This is a genomic window from Photobacterium sp. AWH4_225 (assembly GCF_056158405.1).
On sequence record NZ_JBSWTF010000004.1, the window covers coordinates 1856210 to 1877752 of the forward strand.

The following is a 21543-nucleotide window of genomic DNA, read 5'->3' on the forward strand; positions in this document are numbered from 1 at the left end:
CTAGGCGGAGGGAAGAAGGGCTTCCCTCCGTCGTGTGAATGGCATTTTCAGCTACATATCTTCGTTTTCTTTGATATGACTAAGTTGCCAGAGCTTTTCTGCTTTACTGCCGATTAGCCAGAAGCTAAGAGCCAGCAAAGCAAAGAAAATCGTCTTGTGCATGGCATCCCAGAAATACTCAAAGTAACGGGTGTACAGGTTAATTAGCAGGAAGGTGATACCAAAACTGCGGGTCAGTTTGTCGGCATGTTTGATGCCGTGGTATAGCAAGCCGATACACACTAAGCCTGAAAGTAACGCCCAAGGAAGGAATGAGACTTGCGATACCTTCGACCAGGTTGCAGCATTGGTGTGGTTTCCAAATAGCGAGACCAACCAAAGCGCAAACAGCAAGTAAAACAAGCCAATGAACCGGGTAGGTTCTTGCAGGTAGGCAAACCTGTTAGTCGCTACGGGTGTCCCGACCGCAATATCAGCCTTACTTTCTTTGTTTTGGGCAAAAAAACACGCAGTAGCCAGGACAATCAAGCCTATGAGAACCAATCGCCAAGCCATGTTGAGTCCCATGAAGTAGTCTGACGGTTCGGCAAAATAGCTGGTTTGCTCCAGTCCCCAAGCGGCAAAACTTAGCAGCGCGAAAATCCAAACCAGCATACTGGATAGACGAAAGCCGATGGCACCATAAATGAATGTTAATCCGAGCAAAAAGAAAGCTATGTGGGTGTCTGCAAACAGTGCTGTTTCTCTTAAGAAGCCAACAGAAACTGCGGTCCATAAAACCCCGAAGAAATACATGGCTTCATTGCTGAAATATTTCTCTGGGTAGCGACGCCGGCGTTTCACGCCAAAAGCAAAGGAGCCGACGGCTAACCCAGCACTAATGACCGAGAGTACACTAGCAGGTGTATCAATGAGATTTGCCAGCAATGCCATTAGGTAGTCGTCAGCCAAAAGCACGCCAATCGAAATCACAAAGCAGGTGATAGCAATCCAAAATGAATACACTGCCAGCAGCTTCCAATCAAAGCCAACGACCTCATAACTGTTGCGCAGTGATTCAGCGGTATCGGCATTGATCCGTTTATCTTTTTCCCACTGGGTAATAGCCTCATTGAGGGTTTTGGCTTGTCGTTTGTTTATTTTCATAGCGAAACACAACTTGGGTCTTGTGAACCTGTCTTTGGAAAATAAAGCGCAGCCAAATGGCTGCGCATGGAATCTGGTAGGTTTGCTGAGCTTACTGGCTATCTTCAGCGGCGACTTCTTCAGGCGTAAAAGTCAAAATGTGCTGCTTTGAAGTCAAGGTTAAGATGTTGTTTTCCAAAGCCGCATTGTTCCACTCCTGGAGAGATTGAGTCATGATGGCTTCAACAGTTGCCTGATCATCTTGGATACAAGCCATTTTGGTAGAGCCCATGCCGGTAAGGCGAATTCTATTTCCGTCTGCTAACTCAATTTGGCCAAAGAAGCGGTTGCAACCACCAAACCCCGAGACCTTTAAGTCAGCATCTACGGCCATGCCCGGTACAATACGAGGTTCTGTAATGGTGATTTCTTTACCGTCGACCCTAGTCAATACCCAACTTTGTTGTAGGTTTTTGGCTGAAAAGCCTTGTTCTAGTTCAGCATCACAACCCGTGAGTAGAAAGAACAGGGGAGCCAAAATAAGTAGCCACTTTTTCATATACATTACCTCAGAGGTTTGCCGTGTTAAGGGCTTAAGTCAACGATAGCTTGATGAATAGTTGTTTTGAATAATAGTAGCACTACCAAGCATTTATCTAGAAATATCAATAGTGACCACGGCCAAAAAAGTTAACTTCACCTTGTTTGTGGTGGAAGCCACTTTCTTTGTCCTCATCAAACTTCAGTAACGCCCGCTGTGCATCACAATAACTGCCATGCATTGCGAATGCTTCTCGGCTGGTATCAATGGCTCTTTCAGCCATACGCCGAGTTTCAGTTGTCGCTTGGCTATCACTAAACAATACTTGCTGCTGGCTGAGTAAGGTTTCCATCTCTTTCAAGCATATCTGCTCATTGTCCGGTAATGCGTTACTTGCAGTTGCCAATAAAGGGAGTAAAGCCGAAACAAGAAGGAGTACTCTTACTGCTGTCATCTTAGTGTGCCGTTTAGAATGGGATGAATTATAATACACTGTTCATTAAAGGCAAGTGTATAGTTAAAGTGCTGTTTTGTTATGATATTAATGGTTAGATGAGAGGCAGTTTCTCTAGGCAATGTCTACATAAACACGTACCTGATGGAATGCCTGAAGTATCACGCTTGGTTAACTCGAAGCACCAACAGGTCTCTTTCCCTGCGCTGATTTCGCAATAGGCCGGTTGGCCACACTGGCTACAAGTGTGGGTAGATTGATGTCCTTGAATTTCATGTATCTTTTGTTCTTGTTCAGAATCACTCATGGTACGCCACGCCGTTAGTTCAGACATCGTTCGGTGGCATCCGCTACAGATACCTTCATTGTTTTTACATTTTGCTACGCAAGGGGTTTTCACGGCTGATAATACTTCGTTATGTGCTTGAAACGCACAAAATAGCATATACCCAAGTGACTTCAAGTTGGAGGGCGGGGTGTTTATGTGTTTCTTTGGTTATCTCAGTCCCAGTACCTTAAAAGGTACCGGGACACTAAGCATGTTTATTAACTTACTTCCCGCTTTCGCCAAATCGTCATTTCAGATACCGAGTGCTGGAACTTGCGTTTGGTCTCTCTGATCACAAAGGGAATTTCTTTCACTGCGATGAGTTCAAAGTGTGGGATGAGGGTTTCGGTCAATCCATCAAGGGTAGTGAAGTTTTCACCGTTGACTTTGATCCCCCCTAACCAATTGGCTTTGTCAGTGTATTCTTCAAGCCAGGTATAAGGCGAAGCGATAACAAGGTATCCGCCAGAGGCGAGTCGCTCATGGATGGTTGTCAAAAACTGTTTTGGGTTACCTAAGCGGTCGATCAGGTTTGAGGCGTAGATCAAATCGTACTGGTTGAACTGAGGTTTTAAATTACAGGCATCACCCTGCACAAAATTTACTTTAGCCGCTATGCCCTGATAACCGAGCTCGGTCAAAGTGACACATTTGAACTCGACTAAATCGCCTTCTGTTCTTATGGTGTAGCGCTTTTCACCTTGCTCGGTCAGTGAGTAAGCTTGTTGAATGAAGCGTGCGGAGAAGTCTATGCCGTCGACGTAATCAAAAGTCTTGGCAAGCTCGAAAGAAGCCCGCCCGACTGAACAGCCGATATCTAGAGCTCGTTGGTGATGAGTAAGTTGAATCTCCTGCAAGCAAGCCTGTACGCCATGGATACAAAAGTTAGGGACAGAAAAATACTCATTGCCGTAGTGGAATTCTAAATACTGCGAAATCAGCTCATCGGTTTCATAGACATTTAAGCTAGCCATGGTTTCAGGGGCTTGTTGGGATTCGACATATCGAAATCCCGCGTGTTGGTAAAAATGGCGACGGAAGGCATAACGTGAAGCCTTAATAGACTCATTTCCTGTAGAAATCCATGAGCCGCCTTTTATCAGATTATGCTTGCCATCAAAAGTTGGTGTGGAGAAATCATCGTATAACGGGTGAACCTTAAACCCCTGGAATCCGTCAATACTGGTTTCTGTCCACTGCCAAACGTTACCGATGATATCGCAGAATCCTTCATGCTCAAATCTATCTACAGGGCAGGAAGAAGCATAATATCCTAACTCAATATTACCCGGGGCCTCATCCCAATGCGGTGAATCTGTTTCGATGTTCTGTCGTAGCAAATACCATTCAGCTTCTGTCAAAAGTCGTATTGGGCGCTGTGCCAGTTCAGCTTTCCAGTTACAGAATGCTTTAGCTTCAAGCTGATTGACTTCGACTGGCCAGTTAAGTGGTAGTGGAATTTCTGCAGTGAGGTTACGCTGGAACCATTGCCCGTTTCTTTCACGCCAAAAACGGGGCATGGTGGCCTGAGTATAATTTAGCCATGCTTTTCCTTCGTCATCCCAATAACGCTGGTGTCGATATCCATCAGCTTTAACAAAAGCAAGGTATTCTTGGTTTGAAACCAGAAACTTTGACGCTTTGAAATCGGCGACTTGATACGCTTGACTGCCGTATTCATTATCCCAGCCATAGGTATTTTCCTGCTCGGATTTGCCGAGGGAAATATGCCCTCCAGCAACACTCAGCAAGCAATTCTCTGGGGCGCTGCCCATATCAGTGCATGCTGGCCATAGAGGAGATGGCGTTACATCTCTAAGAGGGAGCTGTCGAATAATCACCGATGAGGTTTCAAGGTGGATGCGTTCATGCTCTATCCCCATCAGGATGATCCAAGCCGGATCCTCCTCACTGATAGGGAGGGCAAGAGGCATCTCATCGATGACCTGATTCACACATTGTTTTACCAGCTCTCTGTACTGCCTGACTTCTCCCACGGTGGGCCATTGGTAGTGGGTTTCATCGAGATCATCCCAAGACATCTCATCAACCCCAATGGCAAACATGGACTCGAAATGAGGATCTATACGATGGTCGATATATTTTCCTAGCTTGAGCTTGTTGATGTAGAAGGTGGCGGTATGACCGAAGTAGAAAATTAATGGGTGGCGAAGCGGCTCGGCTTTGACAAAATAAGCCTTGTCATTGTTGATGACACTAAAAAGAGATTCATAGAGCTCCCAGGTGTGATTAAAAGCGAGTTTGAGTTCTTGGCGTTTTTGTTCGATGTCGCTACCAGTGAGAGGAACGGTACGGCTTGCATACTTTGGAACCTTATCCATTGAAACGCTTTCCTTTTTAGTTATTTTTCAGACAACCTGAAATTAAAGATAGACAAAGAAAAGCACGGTCATCAAACATAAAATATGTCAATGCAAATTAATGTCTTACTGAGAAATTTCGATGTTTTTGCTGACATAAAAGTGCAAAAAACTTTGCCATAATTATTAGGTAGTAATTTTCTTTGTTGGCAAATGGAAGAATAGATGGGACAGGTTTCTTCAAGAAAATGGCAGGTACCGACTTGGACCTTGGTTGCAGTTGGTTTGTTGCTCAATATTATTTCGGCCTTGATAACCAACTTCTATATCGACGACTTAACCCGTCGCTCGAACGACATCGTCCAGCGTCAGCAAAGCAATGAGAAATTGATCCAGTTGATTTGGCAACAGGTTGAAACGGTAGAGCGTAAGCGAGAGCACACCCTAGTGATCTTGAATGCCGCCGAGATGATGCAGTCACCTTTGCCTAAAGAGATAGCAGCGCAGCTAAAGCATGATATCGGATATTGGCTCCCTGACATCCCTTTGGAGTTCAATATAGAGAATGTGCCTGAATTCATGGAAGCATTAGATGTGGTTCAAGCTGGTCAGCGAGAAAAAATTAATGAACTGTATTTGGAAAACCAAGTGTTTATTGATGACAATGCTGAAAAAATGAAAGCAATTTCGCGACTCAGAAACTTGGCACTGTTCCTTCAGGTACTGGGGTTGGCTTTTGTCTTGGCTCGGGATCTGAATTGGAAGGATTATCGATACCGCTAAGTGGACGTTAAGAAACTTTGAGTGGTCGCTCACAAAAGTAAAAGCCCTCATCAGAGGGCTTTTGCAAGTTAGGCGTTCATCAACTATTTGTTAGTAGAGTGGAAAGCAAAGCGTGAAGATTGTTTACCACCCTCTGTAGTTGCTTTATATTTGATTGAGCGAGAGTTTTCTAGTGTCAATGGAATGAAAACTCGACCATTTGCGTCAGTTTTATAACTTTGGCGTTGTTGAGGAACGTTAGCAACAGAAACGGTAGCGTTTGCAGCTGGCTGACCATTTTCAGTTACGGTTACCCATGCACCGTTGTGGGTGTCTGCCACACGGATATCAGCAAAGGCTGAAGAAGACATTACAATCACAGCGGTTGCAGTTAGTACTTTCAAGCTAGACATAATCTTCACCTCGTTATCTATGGCTTTGGCCATATTGTTGTTTGTGTACTTATGTTTGTGACTAAGTTCACGTTCAACCTATAAGACCCGCCTATAAATCGTATCTTTCATCAATTTATTATTTTTTTTCTTATCACTTAAAATTCAGTGCGTTAACAGTTCAACTTTTTTTACAATGAGCATTAAATGTAGCTTGTCACAAAGTTTGCTTCGTGTCGCTTGTGCGAACAAGCCCATTTACCTCAATTTCAGTATAGCTATTGGATTTCAGATAAAGGCACAATTTTTATGTTGTTTTAATCTATGACTATGACATCTAAAGAAAAAACAAATAAAAATCGACTATTTACTCAAACCCTCCCACACCTAGCACTTTCCATATACTGATTGGGATAAGGAATGGATCAGCTAAATAATTCAATTATAAAATAAACTCATTTCGATAAGATTTTATAAAGAGATGCGCTTAAGGTATGTATCGTTTATTTCGTATAAAAGTATTGTTTTTCATTGGTTTATATGTTGTTTTAGAGGTGGGGGTTTAAAACAGAAGGAGGAAGCCAATGTCGATTATTATCAGGCATGTCGAGAAAGAAGATATCCCAGCAATTCGAGAAATTTTTGCTGGGCGTAATGCCTACACAGGCACATTACAGCTGCCTCACCCTTCACTGGAGCTATGGAAGCAACGCCTCGAAAAGCTACCGTCAAATGTATATAGCCTGCTTGCTGAGATTGACGGTAAGGTTGTTGGACAGGCAGGGTTGGCTGTTGAACAAAACCCTCGCCGCCGGCATGTGGCGGGCTTTGGCATGGCGGTTCACGATGACTATCAAGGAAAAGGGATAGGAACGGCGCTGTTAAAAGAGCTCGTTGATTTAGCAGAGAACTGGGTTGGGGTCACCCGCATTGAGCTAACAGTGTATACAGACAACGCTGCTGCAATTGCACTTTATGAAAAACTGGGTTTTGTTATCGAGGGGACATCACGTAACTATGCCTTGCGCAATGGTGAATATGTGGATGTATACCAAATGGCAAGGCTGAAAGAATAACAGATGGTTGATCTGCCAGTGTTTAGCTAACGGGAAGTGCTTCAGGGCACTTCATTTCGTAGTACTCCATGTTTTCGGTGATCATATTCACTCTCACCGCGTCGCTCTTGGTCATAACGTGTGTCATGCCGATTTTCTGCATGACTTTTCCAGGGTTAACTTCACGGCTGAAATGCTGGCCATAGATGGTGTCTAGTTTCAGACGCTTAAAGCCGAATTCGACAACTCTCTGTGCTGCTTCAGTGCAGAATCCCTGCCCCCAATAGGGTACGCCAATCCAATAGCCAAGCTGTGCCTTGCCATGCTGAATATTGTGAAGACCAATACAGCCAATCAATTGCTGGGTAGATTTCAAGGTGATTGCATATATCGCGGAGTGGCCCTGGTGCCAACCCGCGAGATGTTTGCCTATCCACTGACCGGCAACACCATCAGTATAAGGGTGGGGGATATTGAGCGTCCCGTTTGCAATTTGTTCATCTCCGGCAAGGGCTTGAACTCGTGTGGCATCAGACAACTGAAGTGGGCGCAAGAGCAATCGTTGAGTCGTTAATAATGGTTGGTGTGGCATAGCTATCCTCTTAAGTGGGCACTTTGTGATACTAGTAAAGCCTTAATGGACCTTCTTGAACAGCGACCAGATCAAATTAGAGGATAAATATTAAACAATTAGAACATTCGTATGATAATTCAGTTATTTGAAGGAAAAGCTGTTTTAAGACTGCCAGTGATCCTCGCCATAGTTTGCTAAATTATCCAATGCTCTTTTTATTTGTTTTTCAATAAGGTACTTCATTATCCAGCCCGTACCTTTGACTTTGGGCGTGAACATAATTCGGTAGTGGATCATGCTATCGTGTGCATTGAGACTATTGAATTTGATCCATCCACCATGCTCTTCTACTGCAGCCCCTTGGATTATCTTGTAGTGCAAGTGCTCATTTTGTTTGTAATCAATAACCTGCTCTTGAACAGTAAATAAGCCATTGGACACTTCTCTGATGGCACCTATACCGTTACTTTCGGGTTTTCCTTCTTTGATCAGGTTGTACTGACCATCGAAAAAGCGACCAAGGTTTCCATGGTCGGTGAGTAGCTCAAAAAGCACTTTCTTCGGAACTTTTGCGGTTTTCTCTAAAGTAATAGTGTACATTCCCATAGCACCATCTCCACATGGACTATTATGCCAGTCTATTACTCGTTACGGACTTGTCAACATAAGGTTTTTGTGGTGTTGCAAGGTCTATTCTGTCATTGATAAAGATACATTTTTCTTGTTAATGATAAATTCCCTTTAAGTATGTGTAGCTGTTAACCTTAAAATTAAATGTGTTAAAACAGTAGTCTGCGTTATTTTTTTTTGAAAATATGTATGTTATGTCGGAAATGGATGACATCTATCACAAAAAAAATGCCAAAGAGTATTGCAAAAGGCTTGGGAGCCTCTTATATTGGAATCTGTTGATTGCTATTCAGAGGTGGAAAATTCCATACAAGGCTCCTTAAACCGTTAATTAAGGTCAAGTCATTCTCCTCTAGCTACATCACAGTTCTTTAACTCCTCGGTTATTCTAAAGTTGGCATGAGATATGCCTTTACTTATGTGTTAGGTTTTTACCTATTGGATAACAATGAGGATTGACGTTTTTCTTTTACTGAATTGTCATATGGATGTCACAGGGTTCGGTTTAAAGTAAAACGGTATTAGGATGAGTAAGAACGGTATTATTAAAGAGAAATATCAACCTTACTCGTTTAGGAAAAATGAGAGGTGTAATATGTCAAATCGTAACCGTCGTCAGTGGTTCTACCATCAGACGCAAACAAACAACCTGAAAACTAAATCTAAGTAATGTCGTTGCAGCGTATTCTCGCTAATTACTTGATTTAAAATAGGTTTAAAGCAGTAAAGCCAGAGGCACAAGTGATCCAGTGTTTCTGGCATATACTTCCCCCCATGTAAAACATTTATCTATCCCAGTAATTTAATATTAGATTTCACGCAAACGTTTTCCTTTCTGTGATGTCTATTTTATTTGGTGCTAACACTTTGAGTTAATGCTTTTCTTTTATTTTTGTAGATATCTAAACGCCGACCAATAATTGATTTGTGAGCTTAAATGGCTGGCATGTAATGTACTTGTTATGGAGTACAAAACATACTTGCCTTTTTTAGGTGCATCCCTCTAGCCAAACTGATGACCCTTTTTGATGCAATTGCGCACCATGTGTGAACGTCTACAAAATACGGATTATTAGAATAAAAGAGATACGGCTCTTTTTATTATCAAACAGTTATATCTTTTTCTAATGCTGGGTATATCAGTGGTTTTCACTGTTTCAAAGCCTGTGTAATTCTTTGTGGGTATATTGGCACGCCTGTTGCAATTTTGAGACTGCAACATAAATCAAAAGCTTATCTCAAATGGTAGACAGGATGTCCAATATGAAGAAAGTCATTAATGGTATTTCAATTTCTTTGCTCGCTTCAGCGTTGATGATGTCGGGAGCTGCAACAGCAACGACAGCTTCAAGTGGAGCGACATTGAAGAAGGTGACAGAAGCCGGTGTTCTAAAGTGTGGGGTGAGTACAGGCCTACCTGGTTTTTCCAGTACCGATGCCAAAGGTAACTGGGAAGGTATTGATGTGGAATACTGCCGGGCCGTTGCTGCTGCAGTACTGAAAGATGCCAGTAAAGTTCAGTTTGTGCCGCTTACTGCCAAAGAGCGCTTTACTGCCTTGCAGTCAGGCGAAATCGATATTCTGTCTCGGAATACGACTTGGACAATGCAGCGTGATAGTGCCCTGGGGATAAACTTCGTTGGTGTTAACTACTATGACGGGCAAGGGTTTATGGTCAGTAAAGAGCTGGGTCTTACCTCTGCCAAAGAGTTGGATGGTGCTTCGGTATGTATCCAGTCTGGTACTACTACCGAGCTGAACTTGGCCGATTATTTCCGAGTCAATGGGATGACCTTCAAGCCGGTGGTTTTCGATACCTCAGATCAGACAGTGAAGGGCTTTGAAGCGGGTCGCTGTGATGTGCTGACGTCAGATCAGTCCCAGCTTTATGCACTGCGTATCAAATTAGCCGACCCGTCATCTGCAGTTGTGCTGCCTGAAGTCATCTCCAAAGAGCCTCTGGGCCCTGTCGTCGCCCAAGGCGATGACCAGTGGTTCAACATCGCCAAGTGGACATTGAATGTGATGGTCAATGCCGAGGAGTACGGTATCGATCAGGCAAATGTCGATAGCAAGAAAAAGTCGACCGATCCTAACGTGTTGCGATTGCTGGGCGTTGAAGGACCCAAAGGGCAGGGCTTGGGCTTAGCCGATGATTGGTCTTATCAAGTGCTCAAGCAAGTGGGTAACTATGGCGACAGTTTTGAACGCACCGTCGGTACAGGTTCACCATTGAAAATTGCTCGTGGACTCAATGCGCTATGGAATGATGGCGGCATTATGTATGCGCCTCCAGTCCGCTAGAGCGTAACCTCAAGAAGGCGCAAATTTTAGTCATACGTAAATTGGCTGGGAAGGATGCCGGCAGAGACTGGGAAGCTGGCATCCTTTTTCTTTGAATTGCACAGGGATTTAACTTGTTAGTATAGGTGCATAGATGTCTACAAGTGATTTGGAACTGGACTCACGGCTAAGCCTTGAGTCCAAACCTGCCAGCAACAAGACCGTTGCCAGGGCAGCCTCGGTTGAGGATAAAACAGCACCTGCCTCAGGTGGCCTAAAAAGATTCGTGTATAACCCGTCAGTGAGGGCGGTATTTTTCCAGCTGCTGTTGTTATGCAGTGTTGGTTTTGTGATTTATACCGCGATCACCAATGCTCTGGGTAACTTGGAACAAAGGGGGATCTCAACGGGTTTTGATTTTCTGGGGCAAACAGCAGGCTTTGGTATCGGGATGTCGTTGATCCCGTATGATGAAACCCATACTTATGGCGCAACATTCATTGTCGGTTTGCTCAATACGGCTTTGGTAGCGGGATTGGGAATAGCCTTGGCAACGCTGCTGGGCTTTATCATTGGCGTTGCACGCCTATCTAAGAACTGGCTGCTAAGCCGAGTTGCCGCTGTATACATTGAAGTGTTTAGAAACCTTCCGCTTCTGTTGCAAATACTGTTTTGGTACACCGTTGTTTTGCAGGCATTGCCTTCTCCTCGCAATAGCCTGTCCTTGGCTGATGCAGTTTTCCTCAATGTTCGGGGGCTATTTCTGCCTGCGCTCGAAACGCATCCCGGAGCCGGTTGGGTTGGCTTGTCTGTGCTTGTTGGCTTGATTGGTGTCATTGCTATTCACCGGTTTAAGCATCGCCGCCAGCAGCAAACAGGCCAGTTGATTCCCGCCTGGCGTTTGAGTGCATTGGTAATGGTTGTATTGCCATTGGCGACATTCTTCCTTGCCGGCAAGCCATTGGGCATCGAGTATCCGGAGCTCAAAGGCTTTAACTTCCGCGGCGGCATTGATGTGATGCCTGAGTTATTTGCCCTGTTAATAGCGCTGTCTATCTACACCGCCGCTTTCATCGCTGAAATCGTACGCTCTGGAATAATGTCCGTAAGCAAAGGGCAAACCGAGGCGGCGAATGCGCTGGGGCTACCGTCAGGCAAGGTACTTAAATTGGTGGTGATACCGCAGGCAATGCGGGTCATTATTCCCCCTTTGACCAGCCAGTATTTGAACCTGGTGAAAAACTCTTCACTGGCAATGGCAATTGGCTATCCCGACCTTGTGTCGGTATTTGCTGGCACCACACTTAACCAGACAGGTCAGGCGATTGAAATCATTACCATGACGATGGCGGTCTACCTGACGTTTAGCTTGGTCACTTCGCTGTTGATGAATATCTATAACCGTAAAATGGCATTGGTGGAGAGATAGTATGAAGGCTTTTCATTTTTCACCCTCAGAAGCGCCACCATCCAAAATGGTGGGGGTATCGGCATGGCTAAGGGAGAATTTGTTTTCTTCTGCCTTGAATACCGTGATCACAGGTGTCATTGCCGGAAGCGTATTTATTGCGTTGGCGAGTATCTTCCAGTGGGCATTTCTCGATGCGGATTGGGTTGGGGTCAGTAGGGAAGACTGCAGCCGTGATGGCGCTTGCTGGGTGTTCGTCCAGGCCCGATTTGAACAATTTATGTTTGGCTTCTATCCAAGCGACGAGACCTGGCGTCCACTTGCCTTCATGCTGGGCTTAATAGGTATGATTGCGGGCATGATGCTAGGCAATGCAGTAGTTAAAAAATGGCTCCTTGTTTTTGCTTTAACCGCCTTCCCATTCCTATCAGTGGCACTGCTTTATGGGGGTATTGCCGGCATGCCGGTAATTGAGACTCACCTCTGGGGCGGCTTGCTGATCACCTTGGTTATTGCACTAACGGGCATTGTCGTGTCATTGCCTTTTGGTGTGGTTTTGGCACTGGGCCGCCGCTCGAACATGCCTATTGTGCGCAGCTTGAGTACGGTATACATCGAGTTTTGGCGTGGTGTTCCGCTAATCACGGTGCTTTTCATGGCGTCGGTCATGCTGCCGCTATTTCTATCTGGCGGGACGGAAATCGACAAGTTGGTCAGGGCATTGATTGGTGTCGTCTTATTTAATGCCGCTTACATGGCTGAGGCTATTCGCGGTGGCTTGCAGTCGATTCCAAAAGGGCAGTTTGAAGCCGCTGAAGCCTTGGGGCTTAGTTATTGGAAATCGATGCGGCTGATCATTTTGCCTCAGGCGTTGAAGATCAGTATTCCGTCTATCGTCAATACTTTCATTGCCCTGCTAAAAGACACCAGCTTGGTACTGATTATCGGGATGTTCGATGTCTTGGGTATTGCCCAATCGGCAAATAGCGATCCAGCTTGGCTTGGCTTTTCGACCGAGAGCTTTGTCTTTGCCGCTTTAATTTTCTGGATTATGTGTTTCGGTATGTCGCGCTACAGCATTTACCTGGAAGGTAAGCTAAATACCGAGCACAAACATTAATTTGCACAAGGAAGTTGTGAGTATGTATAGCAAAACAGTTTATCAATCGGTGTCGGAAGATTCGGTGATCCGCCTACAGAAAGTCAATAAGTGGTATGGTGAATTTCATGTCCTTAAAGACATTGATTTAAATGTAAAAAAGGGCGAAAAGATAGTGATCTGCGGCCCATCAGGGTCAGGGAAATCAACCATGATCCGCTGTATCAACCACCTCGAAGCACATCAGCGAGGACAGATTAAGGTTGCAGGTACTGAGCTGACCGATGACCTGAAAAACATCGAGCTGGTTAGGCGAGAAGTGGGGATGTGTTTCCAGCACTTTAACTTATTCCCTCATTTAACGGTGTTGGAAAACTGTACCTTGGCACCGGTTTGGGTGAAGAAGATGCCACAGCAGGAAGCCGAAGAGCTGGCGATGGAATACTTAAAGCGCGTCAGGATTGCTGATCAAGCCCATAAGTTCCCTGGGCAGCTATCTGGTGGCCAGCAGCAGCGTGTGGCTATTGCTCGTTCACTGACGATGCAGCCGCAGGTGATGTTGTTCGATGAGCCGACTTCAGCCTTGGATCCGGAAATGGTACGAGAAGTACTCGATGTGATGGTCGAGTTGGCTTCGGAGGGAATGACAATGCTTTGTGTGACCCATGAAATGGGCTTTGCCAGAGAAGTCGCCGATAGGGTGATCTTTATGGATGCGGGGGAAATCATAGAGGAAAATGAGCCTGAAGCTTTCTTCAGTAATCCTCAGTTCGACAGAACCCAAGCCTTCCTAGAGCAAATCATTCATTAATCGCCTTTACAAACAGGAAGGCGAAAGAAAACAAGTTGCTTCCGTTACAACCTCCTTTGGCGTCCTTATGGGCGCCTTTTTTATTTATTGGTAAATGGTTCCATCTATTTGAGCTTGCTCGGGGATATATGTGATCGTGACACCACCGAGGTAAATATTGCCTTTTACCACAAGGAACTCTGGCAGTTCGGTGATAGTTGAATTGGCCAAATAAAGATCCCCTCCGACATAGAGGTGTGACGGTAGTTTGGTGAGTTGAGTTCCCATCAGGCTGAGATCCCCGTTTACCTGTAACCCTTCGCTAATGGCGGCTATTTTTGAGTGAGCCAGGTTGAGGTAACCGCCTATGTGCAGCTGAGCAGGTAGGTATTGTATATCGCTATAGGCCAAATTAAGGTTACCGTTGACGGTAAGCGTATTTGGAAGTTGGCGTATCTGGCTATTCTCTAGGTTCAGGTTACCTTCAATGACGAGAGGGTCGGGCAAAATGAGTTCGGCAGAATTACGCAGCGAAACATTGCCGTAGGTATCAGTATGATTGAGTAACTGCTGGGGAATGACAATCGATTTAGCGTGGCTTTGCAGAGAAATGAAGAACGAGAAGAATAGCCAGATTGAAACGTGTTTCAATGGCAATAAGCCTCGGTTCCTGCGCGAATAAGCCGTTGTGATCAATCCTAAAATTACCTTGTCCCTTTTCATAGCAAGTGCAGATAATACTTCCATATGATCCATTGTGGTGCGTGGTGCACGGTTTGTAATCATTTGATTGATAGGTTTGCGGTCAGTATTCAACAATTTCATCTAGATAGTGACAATGTACCCTAATAAAAAAGGTGATGACTAGCCTTTAATCGCCAAAGTAGGTTCATATTGCTCTGATTTCAGTTAACGACATCGAAAATCTTGCCATTTTACTCAATTGTTTTTCGACTATCGTCCAGTGGCTAAACTTGGCACACCTATTGCTTTATTACTTATGCGTTTCGGGCAACAAGCAAGGTATCTTTACCTCCCCTAGGACATTGCGTCCTTTCCTGGATACCGAGCTTGGAAACGATGTAAGCAATTAGCACACAACTTCCTTTCGGGCGCTCTTCCAGGCGCCCTTTTTTTATTTGTCAGTCTACACTTAATGCAAAAGAGGTATGGCAAAAGTCGGATGTAGGCTGTTGTCTTATCAAAGTTTTGTGAATTATTTTTGGGTAAACGGTTTATCCGTTACTTGTCGTTTTCTTTCCCAATGTGAGGAGCTTTATGTCAGGGACCAAGAACAAAGTACTTATCCTATTTGCCCATCCGTCAACCAACCGTTCTGAGATAAATTGGCCTTTGTTCCGGTCTTCCCAAGGTATCGATGGTGTGACAACGGTTGATCTTTACCATGAATACCCAACATTTCGGATTAATATCGACAGGGAGCAACAACGATTGCGCGATCATGACATTGTTGTGTTTATGTTTCCTATGTACTGGTATTCCACACCGGCAATATTAAAAGAGTGGCAGGACCTTGTGCTCGAATATGGTTTTGCTTATGGGGCGGATGGCACTGAGTTGCATGGCAAGAAGTTCCTTTGCGCTTTGACTGCGGGAGGGCCCGCAAATGCCTACTGTGAAGATGGTTTCAATCATTACACCATCCGAGAATTGTTGCACCCGCTTGAGCAAACCGCGGTATTAACCGGTATGGAATACCTTGCGCCTTATGCCTTATTCGGTGCCCGAACTGCGGTGGAAGAGAAGCGGGTAGATGCACATATAGAGGGATGGCAGCGGCTGTTGCTGGCATTGCGTGATGATCGAATTGACTTTGAACAGGCTGGAGAAGTGGCCAAACTCAATGATCATCTCGACAGGTTGATCACGGAGGTGCCAGCATGACCATCTATTTTATCCAGGCATTTATCTATTTATGTGCAGCGGTAGTTGCCGTGCCGATAGCCAAACGGCTTGGTTTAGGTTCGGTACTTGGGTATCTCATTGCTGGGGTCGTGATTGGCCCTGTGGTTGGGCTGGTAGGAGAAGAGACTCTCGCTATTCAGCATTTTGCTGAGTTTGGCGTAGTGATGATGCTGTTCCTGGTGGGTTTGGAGCTAGAACCCAGAATGCTATGGGACATGCGTCATCGTCTGATAGGTCTTGGTGGCTTACAAGTAGGCCTGACGACTGTGATAGTGATGGCTATTGCGATGATGTTCGGCTTAGGCTGGACCATGGCGTTAGCCATTGGTTTGATATTCTCATTGTCGTCGACAGCGATTGTGTTGCAGACCTTCAATGAAAAAGGATTGGCTAAAACTGAAGGTGGGCGGAATGCTTTTTCTGTGTTGCTGTTTCAGGATATTGCTGTTATCCCGATGCTGGCATTGATTCCGCTACTCGCTTTACCTGAATTGGTTGAAAAAGCCCAGCAGTTGGCTCAACAGGCCGCAGATCATCATGAAGAGCTAAGCTTGGTCGCAGGATTGCCCGGTTGGGGATATGCGTTGGTGGTTATCGGTGCCATTGCTGCCGTGGTTGTGGGAGGGCACTTTCTTAGCCGGCCATTATTTCGATTTGTTGCAAATGCCGGGCTGAGGGAAATTTTTACCGCGACAGCACTGATGTTGGTGATCGGTATTGCTGCCTTGATGAGCTTGGTCGGCTTGTCACCGGCGTTGGGTACCTTCTTGGCCGGTGTGGTACTGGCAAACAGTGAGTTCCGCCACGAACTTGAATCGAATATCGAGCCATTCAAGGGCTTATTGCTTGGCTTATTCTTCATCACTGTTGGCGCTGGCATCGATTTCACTGTGTTATTTAGCAATATCGGTATGGTGCTAGGTATTACTCTTGGGGTGATGGTTCTAAAAGCCGCCGTGTTATTTACCCTTGCGCTAATTTTCAAGGTGAGGGGCAGTGATCGCTACCTGTTGACATTAAGTTTGGCTCAGGCCGGTGAGTTTGGTTTTGTATTGCTAAGTTACTCGATGCAAAACCATGTGCTGCCAGCAGATATTGCCCAAGTACTGGCTTTGGTTGTGGCGATTTCAATGTTTTTGACCCCAGGTCTGTTTATCTTCTTCGATAAAGTGGTTGTTCCTAAGTTTCAGGAACAGAGCAACGAGCGGGAGGCCGATAAGATTGATGAAACAGGCACGGTGATCATCGCCGGTATCGGCCGATTTGGTCAAATCGTCAACCGTTTGCTGGTGGCTAACGGTGTCAAAACGGTGGTTCTCGACCATGAAGCGGGCCAAATAGATAACATGCGGGCCATCAAGATCAAAAGTTATTATGGTGATGCTACCCGGCCTGATTTGCTGCATACCGCAGGGATTGAGGAAGCTAAGCTTCTCGTTATTGCCATTGATGACCAAGAGCGGGCGGTTGATTTGGCTGAGTATGTTAATCACACTTACCCTCATGTCAGGATATTGGCTCGGGCCTACGATCGGGGGCATCACTATGCACTTCGCTTTGCTGGCGCGGATTTTATCATCAGTGAAACTTACCATTCGGCACTGACGTTAGGGACACAAGCATTAAAAGATCTGGGTGTTCATCCATTTCGTGCAGAACAGCTTCGGCAAACGTTCAACGAAACTGAAGCTAAGAGTAAGGATGTGCTCTATCAGGCTTGGAAAGATAATACCGAGGACAATAAATATAACGCGACATACCGTGACTTGTTCATGCAGCTAGAAGAGGCGTTAAGCAAAGAAATGAAAGCCGATAGGCATGACAAACATGCATCGTCAGAGCGTGGTTGGACCCCACCACCTAAAAACTATATTGATGTGATTGCAGAGATGCAAAAGGAGCAAGAGTAGCCTTTAACGTAATTAATAGTTGAAAATAGCGCGTCTAAGTCGTTGAAGACTTAGCCGCGTTTTCTTTAGTCTTTATCAGAGCAAAACCCAAAAATAAAGGAAGCAAAAAATAGTAATCGTTTGCTTTTTTAGGGCTGAAATTGACAGGTGGAAATGTTTTCTTACATTTGATGGATAATTGCCCATTTAAACCTGGATCACAAAAAAATCGACCTTTGGGGTTTTTAATGTGATCTATATCTCTATATACTCCGCTTCCGGCCAGAACCATAGAGTTCAGCCACCTTAGTTACAAGCTGTCACCATGGACATGTGAATGACCCACGGAGTTGGACCGGCATTACTTAGCTTGTTAATTAGGTGACTTGTATGTTTTACAAATGGACGGACAATTCCACATTTTCTGGGCGTATTTGCTCAGGACCTTCCTATTTAGCTTTCTCCCCGAAGGCGATGTCCCCATTGGTAATGCAGGCAGTAACACCTTCATTTTTCGATATCCCAACACATAGTCAAAGCAACAGGACGAAATAATGCAGTTGTTAATTAGTTTGGCCGGTATTTTAGTACTGGTATTGTGCGCGTACGCGCTATCTGAAAACCGTAAAGCAATCAACTGGCGTACGGTTGGTGGGGCGTTGTTGTTACAGGCCAGCTTTGCTGCCTTGGTTCTGTATATTCCCGTTGGGCAAAAGATGCTGGGGGCAATGAGTGGCGGTGTTGCTAGCGTATTGGGTTTTGCCGATGAAGGGATCAAGTTCCTGTTTGGTGATCTAGCGACTTCCGGTTTTATCTTTGCTATTCGCGTCCTTCCTCTTGTTATCTTCATTAGTGCTCTTATCTCCCTTCTTTATTATCTCGGTGTGATGCAATGGATCATCAAAGTGATCGGTGGTGGCATTCAGCGTGCGCTGGGTACAAGCCGTGCCGAATCTTTGGTGGCTACAGGTAACATTTTCCTGTCTCAAGGTGAATCTCCGCTATTGGTTAAACCTTTCCTACCACAGATGACTCGCTCAGAGCTGTTTGCGGTAATGACCGGTGGTATGGCATCGGTAGCAGGAAGCGTGCTGGGGGGCTATGCTGGCCTTGGTGTAGATCTCAAGTACCTAATCGCTGCGAGCTTCATGGCTGCGCCTGGTAGTTTGATGATGGCGAAACTGTTGGTGCCAGAGCAGAGCGTAGCGGTTGAGCAAACCGATATCGAAATGGCAAAAAGCGACCATAGCAACGCAATTGATGCGCTTGCAGCGGGTGCAATGAACGGTATGAAAGTAGCGGTTGCTATCGGTACCATGCTGATTGCATTTGTCAGTGTGATTGCGATGGCGAACGCGGGTCTAGAAACGGTTGGTTCATGGGTAGGTTTTGAGCACTTGACCCTTCAAGGTTTACTTGGCTACTTGTTCTCGCCGCTGGCCTTTGTGATTGGTGTTCCAGCTTCTGAAATGTTACAGGCTGGTGCCTTTATTGGTCAGAAGATGATCCTTAACGAGTTCGTTGCTTTCCTCGACTTCGTAAGCATTAAAGAGACTCTGTCTGAGCACAGCCAAGTGATCATCACTTTTGCGCTATGTGGCTTCGCTAACATTGGTTCTATTGCAATCCAGATCGGCTCTATCGGTGTAATGGCACCAGAGCGTCGCGGTGATGTGGCAAGCCTGGGTATCAAAGCCGTATTGGCTGCGACACTGGCTAACCTGATGAGTGCAGCACTCGCAGGTATCTTTATTAGCCTTTAATTGATAAAGTAATTTTAGAAAACCTCTTTCGAAAGAAAGAGGTTTTTTTATACGTGGAGAATGGTTTAATCGCCGTTTAAGTATTTCTGGCGATATGAGAATGCTTGGCTGAATAAAGTGACCATCAATCCGACAAAGATAAACCCTAAGCCAAATATAATCTCTTCATTAGCGAGAAGCTGATAGCAGCAGAATGCAAAAATAAAAAACGTCAAAATCACATTGAACCAATGTATGTATGGTCGGTTTTTTGACATGCGAGCATAAGCCCTAATCATGTTACCCTCATTCTTCTATAAAAAATCCATTTTTTAATAATGGTTATTATTAGTAGTGTTTTTCTAAAAAGAAAAGCACTTATATACAAAAGTGTGAAATCATCAACATTTCATCTACGTTTATGAAATGGTGTATTATTTGATACTGGTAAATATGACTTTGTTTTTGTTGTGTCAATTATATGGTGGCGGTGGTGTTGCCTTTAAATCAATGACTTAAAATGGTTTTTGGGTGTTGTGAGTGATTGGGTAGGGGGTGTGATTTGCTTGCATTTATTTTTAGTCATCGATTGTATTATTTGTATTAAAATGAATGCAGTGTGTAAATAATGCCTAGCTTAAATGTTATAACTTATTATTGATGTTTGTAAGGAATTCTTTGCTTTTAAGGGGGCTTAATAAATCAATTGTTGTGTGCCTAAATTTTGCCCAGATAAATGAAAATGTCAAAAGAAAGGACATCTAAAAAACATAATGTTTTGGTAAGTTGATAATTTTGAATGAATTGTCATTTTTCATGCATATGAAATTAGAGCTTGAGGTACTCATTATTAGTAAGGTTTTAATAGTTACTGAGCCTCTACTTAGAAAATCAAGTTTAAAATATAAGCAGGAAATAAAAAACATACAGGTAGATTTTTTATCTTTCGTTTTATGAGGAAAGCTATTTAACTGCTAAACAAGATTAAAGCATGAGGCCAGGTGAGGGGCCTCATGCGAAGTGGACTGATTTAGCGCTTGTCGTTATCGAATTGCTTGATCAGCACTGAAGTATCTGCGCGCTGGTAGCCACGCTGCTGTAGTTCTGCGTATTTCTCGTCAACTTGTTTGGCAAGTGGAAGATCTACGCCGAGTTTCTCTGCCGCTTCAAAGCAAATGCCTAGATCTTTACGCATCCAATCAATGGCAAAGCCGAAGTCGAAATTATTTTCTGCCATAGTTTTTGCTCGATTTTCCAACTGCCATGAACCGGCCGCACCATGCTTGAGGACTTCTGTCATTTGCTCGATATCAAGACCGGCAGATTTAGCCAAGGTAATGGCTTCTGATAAGCCTTGCAGTACGCCGGCAATACATAGCTGGTTGGCCATCTTAGTAATTTGGCCATAACCAATATCGCCCATCAGCGTTGTCGCTTTGGCAAAACAGTCAATAACAGGTTTTGCTTGTTCAAACACTTTGCTGTCGCCACCCACCATGACAGTCAGACAGCCATTTACCGCCCCCGCTTCACCGCCGGAAACTGGCGCATCAAGGAAACGTAGCTGACAATCGCTGGCTTTCTCAGCAATTTCTCTCGCCACCTCTGCAGAGGCTGTGGTGTTATCAATGAGAATGGCACCGGGTTTGGCTGAAGCCAAAATACCATCTTCGCCACAGTATACTTGGCGTAGGTCATCATCGTTACCCACACAGGTAAACACAAAGTCAGCCCCCTCAGCCGCTTCTGCTGGAGTAATTGCAAAACTGCCAGCGTATGTCTCAACCCATTTTTCAGCTTTAGCTGTGGTGCGGTTATACACGGTGACATGATGGCCTGCATTGGCAAGGTGTCCAGCCATCGGGAAGCCCATTGTGCCTAGTCCGATAAATGCAATTTTATGTGATGTCATTAATTCGCTTCCCTTATTCATTTACGTTTGCCGATAATGGTAACGGTGGGGTAATAGAGGTTTTTCAGTATCTTGCATTAAGATAATAAATGCTACCGATTAGCCCCGATATATAGCACAACTAATGTTGTCAAAAAATAACTAAAAAATTGTGGGCAAGCGCAATCTTTTCTTGTGAATCACTAGCAGTAGCCCTATTATGCGGAAAGTTATTCTGTATATGGCCATTCTTTTAATATTTGGTCGGGGCTGGCTTCTGTGCTAAGAATTTTGATGCTGATAGTGTGTTTGGGATTTGCGTGGTCTAGTCAT

Annotated in this window: 19 protein-coding genes; 9 read left to right on the plus strand and 10 right to left on the minus strand. The window is 44.7% G+C overall.

All coding sequences use genetic code 11. The features are described from left to right. Window positions 1-51: 51 nt before the first annotated feature. From ACXAD4_RS25450 to ovoA, 5 genes are all read right to left on the minus strand, one after another. On the minus strand, window positions 52-1146 hold the full coding sequence (locus ACXAD4_RS25450; RefSeq protein ID WP_475244810.1) for a hypothetical protein: 1095 nt from the start codon (window positions 1144-1146) through the stop codon (window positions 52-54). Between the two features lie 91 nt (window positions 1147-1237). Continuing rightward, window positions 1238-1684 carry an META domain-containing protein gene (locus ACXAD4_RS25455; RefSeq protein ID WP_475244811.1) on the minus strand — a complete coding sequence of 149 codons (447 nt, stop codon included), beginning with the start codon at window positions 1682-1684 and terminating at the stop codon, window positions 1238-1240. Window positions 1685-1790: 106 nt separating this feature from the next. Continuing rightward, the gene (locus tag ACXAD4_RS25460; protein ID WP_475244812.1) at window positions 1791-2120 is read right to left on the minus strand and encodes a hypothetical protein; all 330 of its coding nucleotides are present in this window, start codon (window positions 2118-2120) and stop codon (window positions 1791-1793) included. Window positions 2121-2214: 94 nt separating this feature from the next. Then, window positions 2215-2520: a DUF1289 domain-containing protein gene (locus tag ACXAD4_RS25465; RefSeq protein WP_475244813.1), complete on the minus strand. Its 306-nt coding sequence runs from the start codon at window positions 2518-2520 to the stop codon at window positions 2215-2217. A 146-nt stretch (window positions 2521-2666) separates the two neighbouring features. Continuing rightward, a complete protein-coding gene (gene ovoA / locus ACXAD4_RS25470) occupies window positions 2667-4790 on the minus strand; it encodes a 5-histidylcysteine sulfoxide synthase (protein WP_475244814.1) in 2124 nt (707 codons plus the stop codon). Between the two features lie 204 nt (window positions 4791-4994). Here ovoA and ACXAD4_RS25475 point away from each other — a divergent pair, with 204 nt between their 5' ends. After that, window positions 4995-5552 (plus strand): hypothetical protein, encoded by a 558-nt coding sequence (locus ACXAD4_RS25475; protein ID WP_475244815.1) that lies wholly within the window; start codon window positions 4995-4997, stop codon window positions 5550-5552. 83 nt (window positions 5553-5635) lie between these two features. Here the strand turns inward: ACXAD4_RS25475 and ACXAD4_RS25480 are convergent, their stop codons facing one another. Continuing rightward, window positions 5636-5944 (minus strand): hypothetical protein, encoded by a 309-nt coding sequence (locus tag ACXAD4_RS25480; RefSeq protein WP_475244816.1) that lies wholly within the window; start codon window positions 5942-5944, stop codon window positions 5636-5638. 563 nt (window positions 5945-6507) lie between these two features. Between ACXAD4_RS25480 and ACXAD4_RS25485 the strand changes: the two genes are divergently transcribed. Then, complete coding sequence (locus ACXAD4_RS25485) at window positions 6508-6999, plus strand: GNAT family N-acetyltransferase (RefSeq protein ID WP_475244817.1); 492 nt, start codon at window positions 6508-6510, stop codon at window positions 6997-6999. A gap of 22 nt (window positions 7000-7021) precedes the next feature. Here the strand turns inward: ACXAD4_RS25485 and ACXAD4_RS25490 are convergent, their stop codons facing one another. Both ACXAD4_RS25490 and ACXAD4_RS25495 read right to left on the minus strand, forming a co-directional pair. Then, window positions 7022-7570 (minus strand): GNAT family N-acetyltransferase, encoded by a 549-nt coding sequence (locus tag ACXAD4_RS25490; RefSeq protein ID WP_475244818.1) that lies wholly within the window; start codon window positions 7568-7570, stop codon window positions 7022-7024. Between the two features lie 144 nt (window positions 7571-7714). After that, entirely contained in the window at window positions 7715-8158 is a 444-nt protein-coding gene (locus tag ACXAD4_RS25495; RefSeq protein WP_475244819.1) for an SRPBCC family protein, read from the minus strand. A 1287-nt stretch (window positions 8159-9445) separates the two neighbouring features. Here ACXAD4_RS25495 and ACXAD4_RS25500 point away from each other — a divergent pair. The 4 genes from ACXAD4_RS25500 to ACXAD4_RS25515 all read left to right on the plus strand — a co-directional run bounded on the left by ACXAD4_RS25500 (window position 9446) and on the right by ACXAD4_RS25515 (window position 13783). After that, complete coding sequence (locus ACXAD4_RS25500) at window positions 9446-10486, plus strand: amino acid ABC transporter substrate-binding protein (protein WP_475244820.1); 1041 nt, start codon at window positions 9446-9448, stop codon at window positions 10484-10486. 133 nt (window positions 10487-10619) lie between these two features. Continuing rightward, window positions 10620-11894, plus strand: a complete 1275-nt coding sequence (locus tag ACXAD4_RS25505; RefSeq protein WP_475244821.1) for an amino acid ABC transporter permease — start codon at window positions 10620-10622, stop codon at window positions 11892-11894. Window position 11895: 1 nt separating this feature from the next. Beyond that, window positions 11896-12993, plus strand: coding sequence for an amino acid ABC transporter permease (locus ACXAD4_RS25510; RefSeq protein ID WP_475244822.1), 1098 nt, complete (start codon window positions 11896-11898; stop codon window positions 12991-12993). A 22-nt stretch (window positions 12994-13015) separates the two neighbouring features. Next, on the plus strand, window positions 13016-13783 hold the full coding sequence (locus ACXAD4_RS25515) for an amino acid ABC transporter ATP-binding protein (protein ID WP_475244823.1): 768 nt from the start codon (window positions 13016-13018) through the stop codon (window positions 13781-13783). 84 nt (window positions 13784-13867) lie between these two features. Here the strand turns inward: ACXAD4_RS25515 and ACXAD4_RS25520 are convergent, their stop codons facing one another. Continuing rightward, window positions 13868-14509 carry a hypothetical protein gene (locus ACXAD4_RS25520; protein WP_475244824.1) on the minus strand — a complete coding sequence of 214 codons (642 nt, stop codon included), beginning with the start codon at window positions 14507-14509 and terminating at the stop codon, window positions 13868-13870. A gap of 531 nt (window positions 14510-15040) precedes the next feature. Between ACXAD4_RS25520 and ACXAD4_RS25525 the strand changes: the two genes are divergently transcribed. The 3 genes from ACXAD4_RS25525 (at window position 15041) to ACXAD4_RS25535 (ending at window position 19340) form a co-directional block, all read left to right on the plus strand. Next, window positions 15041-15667, plus strand: coding sequence for an NAD(P)H-dependent oxidoreductase (locus tag ACXAD4_RS25525; protein WP_475244825.1), 627 nt, complete (start codon window positions 15041-15043; stop codon window positions 15665-15667). Then, window positions 15664-17598, plus strand: a complete 1935-nt coding sequence (locus tag ACXAD4_RS25530; protein ID WP_475244826.1) for a monovalent cation:proton antiporter-2 (CPA2) family protein — start codon at window positions 15664-15666, stop codon at window positions 17596-17598. Before ACXAD4_RS25525 ends, ACXAD4_RS25530 begins: the two co-directional genes overlap by 4 nt. A gap of 533 nt (window positions 17599-18131) precedes the next feature. Continuing rightward, window positions 18132-19340: a NupC/NupG family nucleoside CNT transporter gene (locus tag ACXAD4_RS25535; protein ID WP_475244827.1), complete on the plus strand. Its 1209-nt coding sequence runs from the start codon at window positions 18132-18134 to the stop codon at window positions 19338-19340. A 1009-nt stretch (window positions 19341-20349) separates the two neighbouring features. Here ACXAD4_RS25535 and ACXAD4_RS25540 read toward each other — a convergent pair. After that, window positions 20350-21231, minus strand: a complete 882-nt coding sequence (locus ACXAD4_RS25540; protein WP_475244828.1) for an NAD(P)-dependent oxidoreductase — start codon at window positions 21229-21231, stop codon at window positions 20350-20352. Between the last annotated feature and the right edge of the window lie 312 nt (window positions 21232-21543).